Origin of the sequence: Alteromonas sp. BMJM2 (genome assembly GCF_027257845.1) — a bacterium.
In the GTDB taxonomy this organism is placed as follows: domain Bacteria; phylum Pseudomonadota; class Gammaproteobacteria; order Enterobacterales; family Alteromonadaceae; genus Alteromonas.
Map to the genome: position 1 here is coordinate 142196 of NZ_JAPVOT010000009.1, position 20209 is coordinate 162404.

Genomic DNA, 20209 nt, shown 5'->3' on the forward strand with positions numbered 1-20209 from the left:
CCATAACTATTAGACATAATTTATCTACCGCAAATAATTAAACCTACCTTGCTACGTTCAGCCGCAACCACTACCATTTAAGTAGTTATACGTTTTTTCTTCCCTTTTCATTCTCAAACTTCAGGAACGTTAAATGAATACTTTTCACGTTAGGCTTCCGAAAATTGGCCACTATTTGGTTCTAGCTCTTTCTTTCTTTGTTGCTTCTTGCGCAACAGTAAAAAACGAAGAGGTTTCTTACAAAAATAATACTCAGCCAGGTGAAATAGTTTTTAGCTATTTATCTTCAAACCTTACCAATGAAAATAGTGCATTACTTCTTTTAAAAAACTATAGCGGACCAAAGAAAGCAAAATCTCTCGTTAACACTTATACTAGCGAGATATCTCAATTGTTTGAGAAGGATATTCTTTCACTTGCAATAGGTGGTGATGAACAACATAAGCCAACTCGCTTACGCGACTTGAGTTCAAAACAAGCCACTGCTCTATTTGCATTATTCCCTGTAGATGCCGCCAAATGGATCAATTTAGTTTCTGAGCATTCTCAGCTAGAAAAGAATGATATTTACGAAGCGGCTATAGCAGCAGGTCTCGATCCCTCTTTAGTATTCGCCGCTTCCGCATCGGGATTTGCAGATACCGCGACCCCACTTATTAATTCTATTGGCTTAGTTGTATATGGCCAAGATGAAGACAGCACCGCCTCTGTTCGCTATATGTCTGCCGACGAAACACATTGGAAAAAAGGTTTGAACTTAACTTGGGAGCCTATTTACGGCTCATTTGCTGGCAGCATCGTATATCTTGAAGCAAATACAACATACGATATTGAGGTAGATATAGCAGACGCGAGTGGTAACAGCATTACGCATTCATTCAGAACAACAACAAAGCCAAACTCTCCTCCAATTGACCCTAACAACATTCATTACTTGTCAGACATTTATTCAGGCGGCCAATTAGACTTAGAAGCTTTAAATATTTCCGGCAACGAAAACGGCTACGCAAAAATTATTGGTGATGGTCAAACAATAGAGGTTGGTGACGATGCATTGGCAGCAGTCAATATTGGTAACCAGTCTTATATCATGCTTGAAAACCTAACGGTTAAGGGTGGAAAGAGATATGGCATTTTTGCCAAAAAAGCTCACCACATATGGATTAAAGGATGCAATGTGTCTGAATTTGGTCGCAAAGCGGTAGATATTCGAAACGGCATTGCATATTCAAGCACTACTTCTAACTCACCTATAAACTACGACTCCGGCATTTATTTAGAGCGAAGTGGGATTGCTGTTATAGAGGAATGTGAAGTTCATAGCCCGAATTTGGCAGCGAATACCTGGAGGGTTGGGCACCCAAAAGGGGCCAATGCGCTTCAAGTATGGGCATATCACGATAGCGACAAATACCGGGGTGAATTTATAGTTAGAAATAACAAATTTTACGGTTCGCAAAGCCATAGATTTAACGATGTAATAGAAGGCAGAATGAATTTTGAACGTCGTGGCGGCTTTGTTAAAAATTCTGCCATATATGGAAACTATCTAGCCTACGCCAATGACGATTTGATAGAAATTGATGGTGGCCAACAGAATGTACTAGTTTACGATAATGAGATGGAGCAAGGTTACGCAGGTATTAGCATTGCACCGAACATGTTGGGCCCCAGCTATATTTTTCATAATCACATTCACAATCTGGGTGATGAAACTGGAAAAGAATGGACAGCAATAAAAGCCGGCGGGTTAATAGCAAAGCCCGCAGGTAGAACGTTTATTTTTGAAAACTTTATTGATGTAAAGCGCAATGGTATTGCAGCATCCCGAGTTAATGGAGACTCAACAATATGGATAACGTCACAAAACAATGTCATTTTCACAAAGAATGCGGGCAACACGGTTGGCTACTGCATACTTGATAAAGAAAAGTATATAGGCAGCACTAGCACTAATGATTTGTGTTACAACCAAAACATGATGGATGCTAGATACGAATTCAACTACGACAATATTACAGAGCACGTGTACTCAGATGATTTAGAATATATTGATTCATTGAAGGCAGTTGATGATCCTAATCTGTTTATAGCCGACGAGCACGTAATTCCAAACTTCACAAAAGATGTAGTTTTACATACGTCTATAAAAGAAAACGAAACTATTTGGAAGTTTAACGCCTATGACAATAGAGAAAAGCACAGAGGCTTTCCGAAGCAGTACAAGTACGGAACTACTCAAATTGCAAAAGATGACTCTGTAACGCTAACAGGCAACAACTGGCGGATATTTCCTGTAGATTTAACGCTAACAAAAGAGTCCGTTCTTGAACTAACCTTGAGTGTACAGGGTAACCCTGAAATAGTAGGTATTGGTTTCGAAACGAATAAAAGCCTCACTAGTTCGCGGGTTTTAAAATTCACTGGCTCTCAAGACTGGGGCGTAAATGCTGAAAGTGCGTTTAGCCCCCCAACTAGTATAATTTCGTTTCCTATCGGCGAGCATATAACCGGTGAGATAAGCTATCTGCTTTTGCTCTTAGATAATGACGAGGTAAACCGTTCGCATAACAGCGATAAAGTTAAGTTTGATGATATCCGAGTACTTAACTAGCACGAGAATGCGCATGAGTTGAAATAGAAGTTTGACAATGGCTAGCTAATACAAAAAACATCCTACAATTCATAGCAGCTTATTAAGAGAGCTGTTATTTGTTCTGTAATTTATTTAAGCCGTATATGAAGTATGTGCAGTTACAAAAGATTTTAACTTGAGTAGAAAATGTCGAAAAGCTTTTACAATCACATTTGAACCTCACTGATTAGCCGCATAATTTATCACTGCTTCGTAATGTAACCATTAAATCTTTTATCTGGGCTTCTATGGATTGGGCATTGTTTTGGTTGCAATAGTTAATCGATTAGCACGCAAGCTTATGACTATTTCTAAAAAAAATTAAAAAAAAAGCCCCTAAGGGCTTTTTTCGTTTTTGTAAGACAAAGTCGATTATCTAAATCTTCTTACAAGCATAAGGGCCATAGATAACACTAGTATACCAAAAGTGCCTGGCGCAGATACAGCAACCGAAGACCCTGGACCGCCAATAGTGATGCCGCTTGCAACAAACTGAGACGCGTCGGAGTTACCAGAAACTGCTTCTAAGGAACCAAAAAGCGTTTCTCCAGAAGAGAAAACGATTGACACAAGAGCACCAATCAAATCATCACCATCAACTCTAGTAGGAGAAGGCATAAAATCTAAATCGATGTCCCATACAATCGACTCACCTGAATCAAAATCTGTAAAAAACATCTCAAAAAATGAGGCACCATCAGCCACAACTACTGGGCCAACCAATCCAGTGGCCAAATCAGAGCCGCCTACCGGTGTAAATTGCTTGCCATCGCTATTATTTACTACGCCGCCACTGACTGTGTCAAAAACTACCCCAAGACCAGACAAATCTATAGAAGCACTCTCAATTTTCTCATTAGCGGTTGAGTCGTTTTGTATTTCAAACGAGTTGTAGAACGTATTACCGTCTATAAAAAAACTTATGATTGGAGTGGCGTTAGCCGTAGCAGACAGTAACGAAAGACTGCAAGCTAGAATTAAACTATTTATATACTTCATAAAGCCTCTGATATTAATAAAGCGTGTTTCACTACAAATAATTAAATGCAAAGCACATGCCAAATTGTAAACGACTGATAAATAAAGGGTTATTTAAAATGTCAAATCAAAGAAATATAAAATGTAAATATCTTTGACACTATTTTAGCTATTTTGCCTCAATTTGAGAATACAGCTATATTTGCCTCATACATCGAATTGAAACAGACGATTAGGTTAAGATCGAATCAGCCCTAAAACTTCTCTCCACATTTCCTTTGACTTTGCTTTGTACCCACTAGCCTCTGGCGATATTACCCCAGGCGCTTTTTGAATAGCCATCATAAATAATTTTGACAATTCTTCTGAACTCATACCACTATCTAAAAGGAATTTTTCCTGCCCGTACTCTCGAAAAAGTTGCTCGTATTTAAAGCTCCAACTAGTTCCTATACATGGAACACCTTGACATAGGGCACTTACACAACCATGGAAACGAGAGCAAACTAGAGCCTTACTAGCACCGATTATACCTTTAACTTTTAATGGGTCTGCTTCTTCAATTTGCTCAACGCTAAAACCTAGTTCATCTTCTATTTTCAGACATATTTGTTTATCTTTAATACCTTCGTGATTGAGTATTACAACTGAAAGACCCGCTTGTTTTGCTAATTTCCCAAGCTCAACAAGCTTTTGAATATAAGTTCGGCCCCACTCTGTATTATTGTTTTGGCCGCTGAGCATTTTATTGTTAGGGATTATAACGAATTTACCCTCCCCGTTTCTAAAGTAGTCTGGTAAATCGCCAGGCACAAGGTTTGTGAAATCAGGAAACTGCCTCAGATTTGACTTATTTGAGTTTAATTCAGAAATATTGTTATAGCTATTTGCTTCACGCGCACATATTAAACTAGCTTTTGGCAAAGCTTTTTTTAATGCTTTGATATCTGCCTGTCTAGTGAAAGGCCCTAGGGCTTGCGGTAAAAAAATAAATTTCTTATCGTGCGATGCAAACCTTAATATTTCACTACATACTTGCCTAATATGCATTGACCCCCACTGGTCACCATAGGCAAAACCAGAACCGTCAAGTACTACATCAACATCAGCTTCAAGTACAATGCCCTTTTTTTGTATTAAATAATTTCTTAGAACTGAAGGTATATAATAAGTTAGAAAATTTAGATTTAGCCTATTTTTTTGAAGCATGACTTTCTTTATCGCGCCAATATTTTCGACTTTATGTACTGGGCAGTTTGAATTGTGCTTCATTGCCAATTGATATTCGATGCCTGAATTCTTCAATTCTTGTAATATTGCCTGCAACATCAATTCAGCGCCCTTGTTTACAAACTGTAAACCTCTCAACTCAATAATCATTCTATTATATCCTTTACTAATACTTTGTTCGTTTTCTTATCGGAGAATGGAATCCCTCCGGTTTCATCCGCGTAACCTATCGATATAAGCATAATTGGCCTCTCGTAATCAGCTAAATCGAGCGCTTTTCCCATTTTCCGTTCAAGATTTTCAATATCTGGCCAATTTATAGGGCATGATGATAAGCCCAAGCTATCAAGTGCTAACATTAATTGCATGGCAGCTAACGCCCCATCAATATATATTACATGCCTGTCGCGTTCTTTCGGATAGGCACTAAGACTTCCGACAACTACGATTAACGCAGGGATTGAGTGAGACCATCCACCAGTTCCCATTGCAATGCTGGCTACTTTCGATGCTAAATCTACATTTGTAGTTAATCTAAAGTTATAGGGTTGGCGATTGCATGCAGAGGGAGCCAATGAGGCCGCACTAATTGCTTTTTCAATTAACTCTCTGGGTACCACTTTATCTTGATACCACCTTACCGAACGTCTTCTTTTAAATGCGACGATAAGTTGTTCATAAGAAGTTTCAGCTTCCGGAAGCTCGCAATATTTGTATGGTATTGAGGTAATACTTCCTATCTTCGCAACATTGTTAAACTTTACTCTACTTGCTCGAACATCATCCACATCAGCTACAACATTAAAATACTCAGCTAAAACATCTGTTGCCCATTTCTTTTCGCTTTCACAGAGCTCATTGCTTTTAATAGCAACCGAATAGCAATTTACTGTTTCGTCGATATATCCACTAGCGAAAACATCTCGTCTAGGTTGCATTATTAAGCCTTTCTCGAGTCTATGAATATTACGTCGTAATAAAATGCAACTCTCTTTAATGGTGCTCAGAGAGCGCTCGTAGTTTACTCTACCACTCAATACAGACTTATGTTCTCTATAAAAACTAGTGCTGAAAAAAGTAAAATAAAGAGAAGATAGAAAGCCTGACCCCATAATTACCGGTATGAATTTCAACTCAAGAGAGCTTTTAAAATTTAGTAACTTAGACTTTAACTTTTTGAGTTTAGTAATCACCAAGTCTTTTCTTCCGCTCATCTTAATCCCCTCAAAATAGTTTTATACCTGTTAACACCTGAAATTGGCAAAAATATAGATTTCAACATAATATCGGCCATCGGCCTGGTGTGGCCCGAAAAATAAAAAATCAAAAATCCTGATATGGAGTATGACATAAGTGTTGCAACTGCAGCGCCAATGCCTTGGTAATATGGTATTAGAATAAAATTTAGTATTACGTTGATAACAGCGCCGGCGCCTTGACTAATAAGCGACACATGCAGACAGTCCTCAGCTAAAATCCACTTACTGACTAATGCACGCATGAAAACAAAGACACCGGACCAGATGTGTATAGAAAGAATAAGAGCACTTTCAACATACTCTTGGCCAAAGATCAAAGGAACGAAATAGTCGCTTACAAAGTAGACGAAAAGCGCAAGAAATACTGCAATCCAACAGAGTAAGTCACAAGTATATTGTAACTTTTCGTAATAAGAAGATTGGTTTTTATTTTTTGCCTTCAGTAGCGAGGGGAAAATGGAAGATACTAAAGCGGTGGCAACAAAATACCACACTTCAGAAAGCCTTACAGCAACTGAGTAAATCCCAACTTGTTCTCTTGAAGACATTTCTGCAAGCATAACTTGATCAATTTTTAGATAAATGACTGCAGCTATACTCGATAGAATCAACCAACTTGCCTTTTTGAAAAGTCGCTTACAATATAATAAATCTACATGACTAAAAGATAACCCACCTCCATTCAAGGCAAAAATCAACCAGTAGACTAGGCCTATAAAAAACAGCTCTAGACCGAATATCGAAATAACAAAAATCAGAGGTAAACCAAGAATTACCGCAACAAATTTTAAAACAAAAAAAACAATGAAGATGAGTAAGCGCCCAATGATTACTGGTTTCATATTTACCTCTGATTGAAACCAAAACTCTAGTCCTTGGAAAGCACTAGTGACACTCAACATTGTTAGAATAACCAAATACCAGTATTCATTTTCATTAATATTTAGAAAAAATTTTCCAACAACAAGTAATAATATAATCCCTATGACACTACCAAGAACTCGCATCGCTGTTGCACTAGAAAAAATCATTATTTTATCTTTCGGAGAGTTGATTACGTCCCTAGTTAATATCGAATTCATTCCTAAAGATGAAAAAGGCGCTATAATTGCAATTAACGCTAGAAAATAATTAATACTTCCGAAATCTTTTGCCCCGAGCATTCTAGCAAGGAAAATAGTAATGAATAGATTTCCCCCCATCATTATAAACTTTTCAAATAACATCCAAGACGTATTCTTAAAGATTTTATTTTTTGTCATAATAGGGTTCTAGCCTTGATGTGGCGGAATAAAGAGCGTGCAATATATGTAAATGAGGCTAGAATCCCGACCATTTTGACACTTTTATATAGCCAACTCATCCTATTTGATTTATGTCTCAATGATACCAGCAATTGTTCCGCAACTCTTTGCTTGTACCAATATTCACCTAAAAATGCCCTATGTTTTCTGGCCGACCCCAAACGTTTTTCAATGTCAGATGGTTTCATAGACCGTAATTTTGCTCCAATACCATCTGGGTTCTGAAAACGATATAAAAAGATAGGATTGGAGACATTGAATATCGCTACGTTATTTTCATACAATCGAACGAACATGTCCCAATCTTGGCCATTGTTCAGTTTTATATCGAACATGAAATCACTCAAAATGTATTTCTTACACGAAAACCCGCTCATCCCGCAATATTTGTTTCCCTGCACCAATGATTTTTTCGTAACTTTCTTATCATTATTTACTCTTACTTCTTTCTCATTGCCCAAATGTTTAAAACCTGAAACAACTGCATCCGCTCCGTCTTCATACTGCGCCTTATGCGCTTTAAGATAATCAGGTAACCACACGTCATCATCGTCAAGAAATGCTACTACATCACCACTCGATTCTTTAACCCCTAAATTTCTGGCGACATTCGCGCCTCCCGAAACGGGTTGCTTTATATAGCGAATTCGAGGGTCATTAAACCTTCCTAATACTGCTGAATAGTCTGTACTTGAGTTATCATCAATAATGATAATTTCTTTTGCTAATACGGTTTGGCTTAGCACGCTTTCGAGTGATTGGGCTAAATAGTCTGGCCTATTATACGTGGTTATTACTACACTAAACTCCATAGCTAGCTCCTTTTTACCAGTTTGTATATAAATTTCGCTGGGCTATAAAAATATCGAATATAAAACTCATATACCGTCCACCTCAACGAAGTTGTGTGGCGAAGTTCATCATTAGAGTAACCCATTGATTTGGCCAAATTAATAACAGAAGGAGATAAAGCGTAGCCGAACGCGTCAGATTGTTTTGAAGACTTACTTCGCTTCACTTTCTCTTCACCTTTTCGTTTAGGTTTTACTTGTACGGCATGACAAATAAGAGAAATAACACTTTGTCTATCGGCTACTAAATCTTCATATTTCGTAAATATCTTATTAGAACTTGAACTGCTTATACCGTTAAATCTCTGCCAATTCATATAAGTATTAATCCATTGATTCTCTAGTTGGGAGATATCAACATTCCATCGCCTAAATTGGGATAAGAATACATCTTTAGGGTTTCTAGCAATACAAACATAATGACAATTAACTTTATCACTAAAACGCTGCTCAAACTCCAGCATTAAGGATAGAGCACTCCACTGAAGAAGGTGATGCGGCGACTTTTCTATAAAAACCGGACCGAATTTTTTAATCAGTTCGTACCAGCCATTAAACACTAATTCTTCATCTGAATTAAACGTAACACTGGCAGATAAGTTATCGGTCAAGAACTCTGTCAACTCGCTTCTAGCTCTTTCTTTATCGTAGGGAACAGCACTTGCTAACATACTTAGTTGCGGTTTATCTAGAAGCGATGCCGCTTTTGTCCAATAGAGGGTTTCTGACTCGAAGTGTTTAGTTTTTGGGTAAGCAGTAATGCCTAAAGCGTCATTTAAGCTTCTAAACAGAAAGCTCGAACCTGATGACTTTTCAGACAAAATATAAACAATATCAATCTTTTCATTACCGTCCATTAAGCAGCACTCTTCACAATGTTTGAGTAGCACTGCATGGTTTCAGTAGTTATGGTATCCCAATCGTACTTTGCCAAAAATTTTTCTTTATCTATTGATAAATTGAGCGATGCCAAAGAGGCCAATTTATTTGCCAATGCTTCAATATTTCCTACTGGAAAATAACATTCTTTTGGCAAGCCAATATCCTCATTCGGAAGAATATTTGAAAGTAGAACTTTACTGCCTGCGCTTATAGCTTCTAATGCAACAATAGGGTGCCCTTCGTGATAGCTTGGCAACACAAACAACGAGCAGTATTTATAAAGACTGGAAAGCTCATCACCACTCCTTCGCCCGGCAATGAGTATATTTTTACCCGCATGCTTTTTAATCTTTTGTGAATAATCATCACAATGATCGGCATCACCCACTATCACTAACTTAAGCGTACTTCCACTTTTTTCATAAGCTTCTATCAAATCGTGAATTCCCTTTTCAGGAACCAAGCGAGTAACTGCCAAAATGTAGTTCTCGGGAGTCAACCTTAAATCTTGTGGTAAGTTTTGTTCTGTAACCTCGTCAGCAAAGCCAACTAATGTACCGTTTGGTATAAACTCTATCTTTTTACTGCTTTGTGGGTATTCTTCTTTTAACTTGTCGGTCAAAGATACACCCACCACTACAATTGCATTGGCAAACTTTACGGCAAGTCTCTCACCAAGTTTTAAAATAGTCTTAGCAAAACCGTTCCACTTCTGCCTGTCATAATCAGCGCCGTGATGTGTAACCACTACTTTAAGCCCCATTAACCTTGCTAGCGGTGTGAACAATGCAGGGCCAATTGCGTGTATGTGAAGAACATGGGGCCGCAATACTAAACCCGAATAAATAATGGCGACGAATGTGTGCAGAAAGGTTTCTAAAAATTTGCTTTTAAACGCCCATACTCCCTTTACTTTCACACCCTCATATTCGTACTCGGATTGAGGAAGATAGGGAGTGCGACCGATCACCGTAACGTCATACCCCATTTTCGCCATTCGTGGGTACAAATTTTGACAGTGGGATTCTATACCCCCCATGATATTTGGAATGCCTCTTAACCCGACTACAACTACTTTCATTTACTCGCATCCCTATAGTGTAAAGGTCCAACATTACTTATGGCTTTTACATGCACTCCGGCAATAGTAAGATTGCTATCGAAGCTTTTATTAAATACTGAATTTGCTCCCATACTCATGTTGCACCCGATTTTAATTTAGTCATTAATTCACTGTTAGTTTCCATTGTATGTCGCACTCATTGTTTTATTTAATCCGTTTCGCTTAGCACTTAACTGTCCGTTAAAAACTAGCGCGCTGAGAATTGCAAAAAAGATCAACCCCTCAATATTCCAAAGCGGCATGGTTGCTAAGTTCATTGTTAAAAAACCACCAAAAGATAAAACAATTATTTTAGATAGCTTGTTATCTTTTATAGCTAAAGCCTGAATTACCACAGAAGTACAAATTAAAAAGAAACTCGAAAGGCCTAAAATTCCGTATTCGTATAAGTAGGATACAAACGTATTATGCGCATATAGGTCGAACTTTTGCTTCCAAGAATCAGGGCCAAAACCAAAGATTTGTTGAACAACATCCGCATTCATAAACGCATTAATGTATTGACTCCAAATGAAAACCCGCGCCGACATAATGTCTCGTTCAGCGTCACTAAAATACATCGGAGCTTTAACAATCAAGTCCAAATTACTTAGTAATACACCCACATCAGCAAACCGTTCTTGCATCGTGAATGAAAGTACAGAAAAGACCATGAAAAATAAGATAGACACAACAACAAGCACTGGGGCTTTTTGTGATGGCTTGAGACGCTGCTCTACTAATGTGAAGTAGAACACTGCAGCAATAGGAAGAATGGTAAGGATTGCCGTTCTATAGTTTACAAGAACGAGTAAAAATACAGCCATTGAAAATAGACTTGTCCTGAATTTGATGCTGTTACGTTCAACTAATCCAACAACAAATATAAAGCTTACTATTATCATAGAAAACGCAGCTTCGTGATTATACCCACCAATATAGCTGGTAGAACCATCTGCCTCGGTAGCCTTTGCCTGCCCAAGCAGAATTGATAATACTTGCAGTGTAACCGGCATGAAAAAAGCAACGAGCAATTTTTTAAATGTTTCATTTTGCCCTTGGGCCCGAATAGAAAGAAACAAAGCCCCCGCCAGCACTAAAAAATAACACCACTTAACTAAAACATTTATCGTGCCTGGAATTTGCATATTTACAAATCCACTTACCGCAATTGCCGTGAAAAACACGTAAAAAGGAAAAAGCTTTTTAAGAGTAAAAACTGCAGAGGGAATAAGCAGTAATCCCAAACCTGCAACCCCAATACTACCCAATGCATTAATTGAGAAGCCGGCCACTAAAGGTGGGTAAGTAATAGTATGAAAAGCAGAAAGGAAGTACCTAAGCCAAATAGCACAGATAGCAAAAGCAAGATACTTATTGCAGTTGCCTGAAATAGTTCTATAAACCATCACTAGGCTAACCAGAGCTACTAAAAGTTTGATTGCTTCAAACATATTAATCAGTCGTCTTTTTCTATAATGGCTTTTACGCGCTCATAAAACGCAGCGTATGAAAATTGCTGCGCACTCTCTTTGCTTTTTTTGACGTAATGCTCTCGCTTAACGCTGCTATTAAATGAAATTAAAGCATTACTGAAACCGTCAACATTATTCACTTCACACAAGATACCGTTCTTCTCTTCGCTCGCGCCGTTTACCCGATAAGGATACCTTTCTGCAATAATTTCAGCTGGGCCAGATTCACAATTAGTAGCAATCACTGGCTTGTTTAAACACATAGCTTCAACAATTGCATTTGGAAAGCCTTCAGCATTGCTGGTTGAAACAAAGTATTCCGCACTACAAAGATAAGGATAGGGGTTAGATTTAAACCCTAGAAAATGCACTTTATCTGTAATGCCCAATGTTTTAGCTAGGGTTTTAAGCATGGCCTCTTCATTCCCCACACCTAAAATGACTAAATCTTCCGCAATGGCGGATTTGGCATAGGCGTTAAGTAACAGCGAAAAGTTTTTATTTTTAACTAATCGCCCTACCCCAATAATATAGGGCGCGTCAGGTATATCATTTACGACTTCGCTCGCTAGCTCATTGAGTTGCGTTATATCGTAAGGGTTATATAAAAGAGAAATTTTTGATTCTGGCACTGAGTAATGTTGAATTAGGTCAGCTTTTACGCCTTCAGACACTGCAACAACAGAATCAGCGCGCTTATACAAAAGCTTTACAAGCAAACGACTAACAGCATCTTTTTTACCACCAGAAAAGTGACTGGAAGTATTTACTCGCTCGCTAATGATTGATTTATACCCTAACTGCTTAGCCAAAATAACATTTAAGAAATTACTGCGCGTGAGAAAGCTGAAACAAAAGGCTGGATCAATTTTCTTCAGCAGCGATTTTAGCTGCTTGTAGCCCTGTAACAGGCTTCCTTCAGAATTAAGCACCGACTTATGAACGTAATCAGGGCACACTTGCGACTCTGGCAGATTATCTAGTAACACCAGGTGCACGGGAATGTTCTGCAACGCAAAGTAACTCTCCATAATAGAGAGAAGCTTCACCATTACTCTTTCAGCGCCACCGCCCTCTAACGAGTTTATTATAAAAACAGCAGGGCGTGCTGAATGTTCCATGAACCTTCCTTTTTAGATCAAATTACTACAATTCACGCAAATTCTAACAGACCAAGGCCGCTTACGTAACAAAACTACAAAATTCAACGTAAATATTATCTATTCGTTATCGTATACATTTTTTTGCTAGTTCGCGTTAAGCGACTATATCGACAAGTATATAGGTTAAGGGGGCGAAGCACTTGAAACGACGAGTAAAATCAGCTGTATTTTACTGTTTCGTAGTTTATCACGTCTATACCTAGAACAACTCTTTGTTAGCCAAGCCGGCAAATATTCACAGATAGCTTCGTCAGGATATATTCACACTTGTCTAGCCCACATACTTTGCTCACTTCCTTCTCATCTATAGCATCTTCACAATTCGTGCCACAAATGAAAAAAGCTATTACATCAGACCACAGTAAATATCTTTCAAGTTTAACGTAACTTTGCAATGATATACGTATGTTCTGCTATGAAAATGTATAGCAAGTAAATGAAGCATTTTTGACAACAGCTATCCATGCACTAATTAAGTACGCTTTGCACCAAAAAACAAGTATACACAGCACCCTTGCTCACAAGAGCAGTTACACGCACAGCGCATGCCGTGTGTATATTCATGTGCTTCGTAAAGTGCTGGGGGTGTGCTGTCTTCTTGCATTCCCCTCGTTGATTGCGCAACAAACAAATGTGTTTACTACCAACGTTTACAAGCGAATTGCAACAGTATACGGCAGTGAGGCATCTAACTCTGTTGCTGATTGGCGACAACTCATCAACGAACTTCAGTCTGAGGATTTAGATGAAAAACTCTTTTCTGTTAATCGTTTTTTCAACCGATTCGATTTTGTTGATGATGTAGTACACTGGAAGAAAAAAGACTACTGGGCAACACCCATAGAACTTATCGCCACGGGCGCTGGAGATTGCGAAGATTACGTAATTGCTAAATACTTTTCGTTAATAGAGCTTGGCGTGCCTGAGAGCAAACTACGCCTTATGTATGTTACAGCTTTAGAACTCGGACAGCCGCATATGGTACTAGCGTATTACGAAACCCCTACTTCCATTCCTTTAGTACTAGACAATATAAATAGGCGTATACTACCTGCCAATAAGCGGCGCGACCTTGTGCCCATCTATAGCTTTAACGGCAATGGCCTTTGGGCTGCAAAAGCAATGGGAACTGGAAAAAAACTGAGAAGCGGTGGCCCCATGAAAATGTGGGACGACATGGTAGAGCGGCTAGATACCGTAATGAACGGAGATAAAAAATAACAATGAGATTATCTACCCAACTGAGCACAAGCTTGCTCGTGTTTTTAATATTTGTGTTTGCTGGTTCGTTTATTATTAACGTAAAGCTTACGCGAGAGTATGTTAACGATCAATTAGCTACTCATGCCCAAGATACCGCTACATCGCTTGGACTATCTGTAACACCCTATTTATCTGAGTCCAATGGAATAGCCACTGCCGAGACCATGGTTAATGCTATTTTCGATAGAGGCTTTTATCAATATATAACCATTACCGATATGGAAGGTAACTTATTGATTGAAAGGCGTAACCCAAAAACCGTTGAGACTGTTCCCACCTGGTTTACCGATATGGTAGAAATTACTCCACCTGTTGAAAAAACCGAATTAAATGATGGTTGGACGATAGCCGGTGAGCTAGCCGTTCAAAGCCACCCAGGCCTTGCAAATAAAACACTGTGGGAAAGTGTAAAGCAAAGTGCGTTTATGTTCTTTGCAGCGTTTGTTCTAGCCTATATCGTTCTTATATTTATCATCAGTGCTATAACTAGGCCTCTAAATACGGTTGTTAGTAAAATTGACGACATTCAAAATCAAAAGTTCTCTCAAATAGACTATACCCCCTTCACTAAAGAGTTAGGCTTTATAACCACAGCGGTTAATAGACTGTCACTTTCTATTGAAGCAATGTTTAAAGAGCTGACTCAAAAGGTTGAACATTTTAAAGCACAAGCCTATGAAGATAGCTTAACCGGCTTATCTAATAGAAATGCATTTACACGGCATATGAAAGCTCTGCTAAGTAATACAGCAAACAGCGACGACGGCTACATCATTATTGCTCGACTTGCTCATTTAAACACCATTAATACCAAACTGGGTGCTCAAGAGGGTGATGCGTATGTATCTAGTGTGGCACAGAAGCTCGAGCAAATAATGAATAGCTTTCCTGAAAAGTCATTCCTCTTCAGGGTGTCTGGTGCAGACTTCGTAATGATCACAGAGGCCACATCTCAAAGCGAGTGTGAAAATCGATTACAAACTTTTAGTGAAGCACTGGTTAGTGTGAATCCGCTTAAAGATGGTTCTAAAGCGCTATGGATGGGAGTTACTAAATTTACCGATGACCAATCTTTTTCAGAGATAATGGAAAATGCTGATAGCGCACTGATGGCAGCCACTAAACAAGAGAAAGGCTGGCAGTTTGCCTCTGAGCTTACTTTTATTAACAGTAATACCGCGTGGCGAGAACGACTGAATGATGTTTTAGAGTTGCAATATGCTGATATTCTCGTTCAGCCTGTTATGAACGTGAGAGAAAATTGTCCAACGTATTTTGAGGCCTTTGCGCGGTTTAAAGACAAGAACACAGGAAGCATTATTCCAATGTCTCAGCTTATTCCCGCTTCTGAACGTCTTAACTTAATTCCTGAGGTGGATAAGCTAGTCGTTAGTTTAATATTGCAAAAACTACCTGGCACCTCCCGAAATATTGCAGTCAATATTGCTAATGCCTCTATTGCAAACACGGCGTTTAGGCAGTGGTTAATAGATACTTTGGCTCATCATGCTAAATTGTGTAAGCAACTCGTGTTTGAAATTGAAGACTCTGCGTTAATACATCACAAAGAACAGTCAATAACATTGGCAAATGCATTAATCGAAAAAGGATGTCGAGTTACCGTTGAACATTTTGGTGACAATCTTGCATCACTTACAGGATTACGTGCCATTCAGCCCGATTTTGTAAAAATTTCTGGCAAACTTACGAAAGGAATTCATACTGACAAAGATAATTTATTGTTTGTAAGTAGCCTTTTGAGTGTTGCCCGCAGCTTGGGAATATCGGTTATTGCTGAGTTAATTGAAAATGAAGCAGAGTCAGTGGCGCTGTCTTCAGCTGATGTTCAATTTCAGCAAGGTTTTTACTTTGCAAAGCCCACGTTATGGCAGTTATAGGGCGCATTACATTAAGATATGTATAGTGCAGAAAATAGCAGCACATATCGCGCATTTGATATACAATGTCACACAATCTTAGTTAGAAACTAAGTAGAATTTTCCGGAGATGTTATGAGAAACACTTTTTTTGTATCGTTAATTGTTGGCGCGGCATTGTTATTTTCTACGTTAGCAAGTGGCCAATCATCCTCAATTCAGCCTGGCACCCAAGTAAGAGGGCTATTAATAAACGAAGTTGAAGCAGGAAAAGCATTAGGTATCGCTTCTAGTGAAGTCAGTGAAACAGTGCTGAGTGAAGGTTTATTCTTTGCAGCCGCAGGTTTTGCATATTTAGAACAAAACCGAGAATCATATGAAAATATGGTGACATTACTGAACGGGAATGCAACTGGATTCGAGATTGCTATTGCTGGTTTAGACCAAATGCCAGATGTGCCTAGCCAAGTGGTAACGATAGCGATGATATTCTTCCCAGAAAGTGCAGATGAAATTTACAGTATTGCATCTCAAATGGGTGTGTTAAGTGAAGATGACGCTTTGCTAGCCGCAATTAATGCAGGTATAGATCCAACAACATTAACAGCCACGGCTGCAGGTGCGGATGGAAATTCTGTATCACCTTTAGGTGTTGGCACAGGTGCTGCTGGTGCTGGCGGTGGCGATACTACTGTTTCAGCTAACTAAATAGGCAAAACGCAATCGCTTTTTAAGGTACTGATGTAGTTGAAAGTACAACCCTTCCAAAAAACCGAAAAGTTTCTTTTCGGTTTTCTTTTATTTACGTTGTTTTGGCTCCCCCTTGCGCTTGGTACCAATCGCCCTTGGGCTTGGTCACTAATGCAAGTATCCCTATTTATGCAGGGCGCCTTGTTAGTGCTTATCCACCATGGTTCATATGCTAATTGGTACACAACCTATAAGAAATACATTTGGGTGTGGGCGGCGTTTTTAATATGGCAACTCATTAATATAACTCCATTACCCTTCTTTATCATTGAATTAGTAAGGCCTGAGAGATTACACGGCTTTATTACACAGCACTCATTATTTGCGCCTTCACACGAAAAGCCGTGGCTCTCATTAAGTTTTGATATTGGGCAAAGTCATATTACTTTCATGAAGTCATTGGCCTATTGCTTTTTGTTTTTTATTTCCCTTTCACTTATCAATACATCTAAACGACTTAAGGCGACGCTAATCACCCTTAGCGCAGCGGGTATATTTCAGGCTATCTACGGCTCTGTAGAAGTATTATCGGGTATGCAGCAAAGCATGCTGTTTGACTTACCAGTAACACACATCGCTACTGGCAGTTTTGTCTATAAAAATCACTACGCAAATTACTTATTACTTTCATTAAGTGCAGCTATTGGCTATTTAATAGCAAGCCTACACCTTACTCACAATTCGACGAAGCGAGAACGCTTACGTAGAATGATAAAATTCTGGCTAAGTAATAAAGTATTGTTTCGTATTGGTATCATTATAATGGTAATCGCGTTGGTGATGTCTCGCTCTAGAATGGGCAATAGCGCGTTCTTTATTAGCATGACACTTACCGCAACGCTTGGCCTTATTTACTTCAAGCCGAGACAAAAAAGCTATGTCACGCTGTTTGTAAGTATGCTTATTATAGATATTCTTATTGTAAGTAGTTTATTTGGACTAAAGCAGGTTCAAGAGCGACTTGAGCAAACGAGCTTCGCTCAGGAGAGTAGAGACGAAGTAATTGCCGATTCAGTTCCCTTATTGGCAGACTATCCATTGTTAGGCTCTGGCGGTGGTACGTTTTACACTCTTTACCCACGAGTTCAGAACGAAAAAATTCAACACTTTTATGATCATGCTCATAACGAATATCTTCAGTTTGCGCTAGAATTTGGTTTTGTAGGCGTAGCGTTACTCGGCTTATTAGTTGTTCTCTGTACTGTCTGTAGTTTTAGGGCAATTCGAAAAAGACGGCATCCACTGCCTAGAGGTGCAGCCTTTGCAAGCTTTATGGCCGTTATTGGCATGGCGCTTCATGCAACAGTCGACTTTCCTTTACAAGCTACTGCAAACGCAGCCTACTTTGTTGTTCTTCTTTCACTAGGCATAATCAGCAGTGAGATTTCAATGCGAACGAAAGTGAAAAATGTTGAGCAACATTAACATATGCTTTTATTCTGCTAACTGGCTATTAAAGGATTAAACGTGGTTCTTAAAATCAAACGCCCCATCAATGAAGAGCCTAACGTGCAACACATGCTTGAACGTATGCCTAAAAAGGTGGCGCAATCGTTTTCTAATGAGCAGCTAACTCATTTAAATACCGCTCTGGCCGGAAGGCGCTGGGGTAGTCACAAAGTCGATTTGAGGGGCACCCTAGGCTTTTTTAAAAGTCGCTATTATTTTGTTTTATTGGCAGGCAAAGACAAGCGCGACTTATCAAGAGCAGAGCAACGCATGGGCCGCTTTGCGCTAGCCGCAGCGGTTACACTATTTATTTGCACTTCACTGTTACTTGGTTTAGTACTGCTTTATATATTAAAGAGTTGGATGGGAATAAACCTATTTGAAGATTTTTCACTAGGCTTGTGGGACTACTTAAAATCTCTAAAGTAAAAAGAGTTCATTCGATTACAACGATTATCACTTCAATTAAGTACCGCTGAAAATAGCGCTTAAGCCTTTTTCCTAACTGCATAACGACGTTTTTGTTACTTATTGTAAGTAATACATCCAGGAATTTGCTTTCTCACCGAATACTGCGATGATTTAAGCCATCGGCACGCCGTTGTCTCTAGTGCTTTATCTGTTATGCTTTGCACTATTCGTTGCCTACTTAGTGGATTCTGCAGCCCTAAATCTAGGTGCTTAGTCAGTATGGGTTTAACGTTCACATAATGAATGCTTCTGGCTTCGTACATACTTAAGCCAAACTCAGAAATAAAGCTATGCAATACAGCATCTTGAGGGCCTACTTCCTGTGCTGTGGCTAAGTAGTGATAAAACTCATCATCCACTTCATTTAGCTTCCACTTAGACGACGCTAAACCAACCCAACTTGCAGCCCAATAAGGCCTCAGCAGTATGCTTTGTTGATAGCTGCTTATAGCGTCATTAAGATATTGGTTACTGTTGTCGCTACCCGTGTAGGCAAGCCACTCGTATACCTGCCCTCTCATTTGAAAGTACAGCGAATTCTCAGAAAAATACCTAATTGATGTGTCAATTTTAGCGAGAGCAGCGTTAGCTTTTTCAACACTTACCTCATTTGGCTCGCGCTGCCACTGTTCAACGTTATTTTTTACACTGTAGTAAGCGTTGCTCGCTAGAAAAAATTGAGCGCTCCAGTATGCGCCCCAAAAACCTATCAACACGGTGGCATACTTTGCAAGAGCCGCAATCTTAAAAAGCGATATGTATTTTGAGAAGCGAATAGCCATTGAGTTGTTAGTCATAAATTAGTTGCATTTTTGACAATAGCAGCGGGCGTAGATACAAAAATTTCTTCAGCATAGTCTACGTCAAATTCAGCAACGCTTTCATATGCTGCTCTCATATCGTTTGGCCGCCTCACCAAATCATGAGTATCTGATGCCACCACATGAAACGCTTTTTTCTGAAGCAAAGACCCTGCAAAAGATTGAACATTTTCTCCAAACCTTCCAGTAATTGCTCCCGCTGTAGCCTGAAATTTACAGCCCAAACGCTGAAGCCATAAAAATTTATGCTGTTCGGCTAGCAACTCCCGATTTCTCTCAGGGTGAGCAATTAAGGGTTGAACGTCGTTCCTCAATAGCCATTTTACTAGTGCATCTAGTCCTTGAGGTAAGTGGCTATGGGGCATTTCTAAAAGCAGCACTCGCTTACCGTTTAATGCACCTAAAAATGGCAGCTGATTTTGCTTCAGCCATATAGGAATGAACTCATTGACACGCACTTCAGCTGCAAATGAGAGGGAAAGAGGAATATTTTTTTGCGCTACGCTTTGACTAAATTCACCAAACGCACTTTCAATAGTCGCGTAAGTATTGTCAAAAAAGCCTTTGTGTATGTGCGGTGTGCACACCATATGTGAAATACCGTTATCAACGGCCTGCTGAGCCATTTCAAGGGCAATGTCTAAAGATCTGGCACCGTCATCGATGCCAGGTAATATATGGCTATGAACGTCTATCAAA

At 39.2% G+C, this 20209-nt stretch carries 17 protein-coding genes; 6 read left to right on the forward strand and 11 right to left on the reverse strand.

Annotated features, from left to right (window positions below):
• Positions 1-133: 133 nt before the first annotated feature.
• Entirely contained in the window at positions 134-2614 is a 2481-nt protein-coding gene (locus O9X84_RS11805; RefSeq protein WP_269519974.1) for a right-handed parallel beta-helix repeat-containing protein, read from the forward strand.
• 393 nt (positions 2615-3007) lie between these two features.
• Here O9X84_RS11805 and O9X84_RS11810 read toward each other — a convergent pair whose 3' ends face one another.
• The 9 genes from O9X84_RS11810 to O9X84_RS11850 all read right to left on the reverse strand — a co-directional run bounded on the left by O9X84_RS11810 (position 3008) and on the right by O9X84_RS11850 (position 12837).
• A complete protein-coding gene (locus O9X84_RS11810; RefSeq protein WP_269519975.1) occupies positions 3008-3634 on the reverse strand; it encodes a hypothetical protein in 627 nt (208 codons plus the stop codon).
• Between the two features lie 216 nt (positions 3635-3850).
• Positions 3851-4993, reverse strand: a complete 1143-nt coding sequence (locus O9X84_RS11815; protein ID WP_269519976.1) for a polysaccharide pyruvyl transferase family protein — start codon at positions 4991-4993, stop codon at positions 3851-3853.
• On the reverse strand, positions 4990-6057 hold the full coding sequence (locus O9X84_RS11820) for a nitroreductase family protein (RefSeq protein WP_269519977.1): 1068 nt from the start codon (positions 6055-6057) through the stop codon (positions 4990-4992). The genes O9X84_RS11815 and O9X84_RS11820 overlap by 4 nt, the downstream gene beginning before the upstream one ends.
• Complete coding sequence (locus tag O9X84_RS11825) at positions 6054-7364, reverse strand: flippase (RefSeq protein WP_269519978.1); 1311 nt, start codon at positions 7362-7364, stop codon at positions 6054-6056. The genes O9X84_RS11820 and O9X84_RS11825 overlap by 4 nt, the downstream gene beginning before the upstream one ends.
• Positions 7361-8218 carry a glycosyltransferase family 2 protein gene (locus O9X84_RS11830; RefSeq protein ID WP_269519979.1) on the reverse strand — a complete coding sequence of 286 codons (858 nt, stop codon included), beginning with the start codon at positions 8216-8218 and terminating at the stop codon, positions 7361-7363. The genes O9X84_RS11825 and O9X84_RS11830 overlap by 4 nt, the downstream gene beginning before the upstream one ends.
• A 2-nt stretch (positions 8219-8220) precedes the next feature.
• A complete protein-coding gene (locus O9X84_RS11835; protein WP_269519980.1) occupies positions 8221-9114 on the reverse strand; it encodes a sulfotransferase in 894 nt (297 codons plus the stop codon).
• Positions 9114-10220, reverse strand: coding sequence for a glycosyltransferase family 4 protein (locus tag O9X84_RS11840; protein ID WP_269519981.1), 1107 nt, complete (start codon positions 10218-10220; stop codon positions 9114-9116). Before O9X84_RS11840 ends, O9X84_RS11835 begins: the two co-directional genes overlap by 1 nt.
• 155 nt (positions 10221-10375) lie before the next feature.
• Positions 10376-11695 (reverse strand): O-antigen ligase family protein, encoded by a 1320-nt coding sequence (locus O9X84_RS11845; protein WP_269519982.1) that lies wholly within the window; start codon positions 11693-11695, stop codon positions 10376-10378.
• Between the two features lie 5 nt (positions 11696-11700).
• Complete coding sequence (locus O9X84_RS11850; RefSeq protein WP_269519983.1) at positions 11701-12837, reverse strand: glycosyltransferase; 1137 nt, start codon at positions 12835-12837, stop codon at positions 11701-11703.
• A gap of 600 nt (positions 12838-13437) precedes the next feature.
• Between O9X84_RS11850 and O9X84_RS11855 the strand changes: the two genes are divergently transcribed.
• The 5 genes from O9X84_RS11855 (at position 13438) to O9X84_RS11875 (ending at position 18647) form a co-directional block, all read left to right on the forward strand.
• Positions 13438-14100 (forward strand): transglutaminase-like cysteine peptidase, encoded by a 663-nt coding sequence (locus O9X84_RS11855; protein WP_269520009.1) that lies wholly within the window; start codon positions 13438-13440, stop codon positions 14098-14100.
• Between the two features lie 2 nt (positions 14101-14102).
• Positions 14103-16040, forward strand: coding sequence for a bifunctional diguanylate cyclase/phosphodiesterase (locus tag O9X84_RS11860; RefSeq protein ID WP_269519984.1), 1938 nt, complete (start codon positions 14103-14105; stop codon positions 16038-16040).
• 114 nt (positions 16041-16154) lie between these two features.
• Complete coding sequence (locus O9X84_RS11865; RefSeq protein WP_269519985.1) at positions 16155-16727, forward strand: hypothetical protein; 573 nt, start codon at positions 16155-16157, stop codon at positions 16725-16727.
• Between the two features lie 39 nt (positions 16728-16766).
• Positions 16767-18194, forward strand: a complete 1428-nt coding sequence (locus tag O9X84_RS11870) for an O-antigen ligase family protein (protein ID WP_269519986.1) — start codon at positions 16767-16769, stop codon at positions 18192-18194.
• A gap of 42 nt (positions 18195-18236) precedes the next feature.
• The gene (locus O9X84_RS11875) at positions 18237-18647 is read left to right on the forward strand and encodes a 3-phosphoshikimate 1-carboxyvinyltransferase (RefSeq protein ID WP_269519987.1); all 411 of its coding nucleotides are present in this window, start codon (positions 18237-18239) and stop codon (positions 18645-18647) included.
• A gap of 95 nt (positions 18648-18742) precedes the next feature.
• Here the strand turns inward: O9X84_RS11875 and O9X84_RS11880 are convergent, their stop codons facing one another.
• Together O9X84_RS11880 and O9X84_RS11885 are read right to left on the reverse strand one after the other, a co-directional pair.
• Positions 18743-19486 (reverse strand): VpsP family polysaccharide biosynthesis protein, encoded by a 744-nt coding sequence (locus O9X84_RS11880; RefSeq protein ID WP_269519988.1) that lies wholly within the window; start codon positions 19484-19486, stop codon positions 18743-18745.
• Positions 19483-20208 (reverse strand): tyrosine-protein phosphatase, encoded by a 726-nt coding sequence (locus O9X84_RS11885; protein WP_269519989.1) that lies wholly within the window; start codon positions 20206-20208, stop codon positions 19483-19485. The genes O9X84_RS11880 and O9X84_RS11885 overlap by 4 nt, the downstream gene beginning before the upstream one ends.
• Position 20209: the final 1 nt, after the last annotated feature.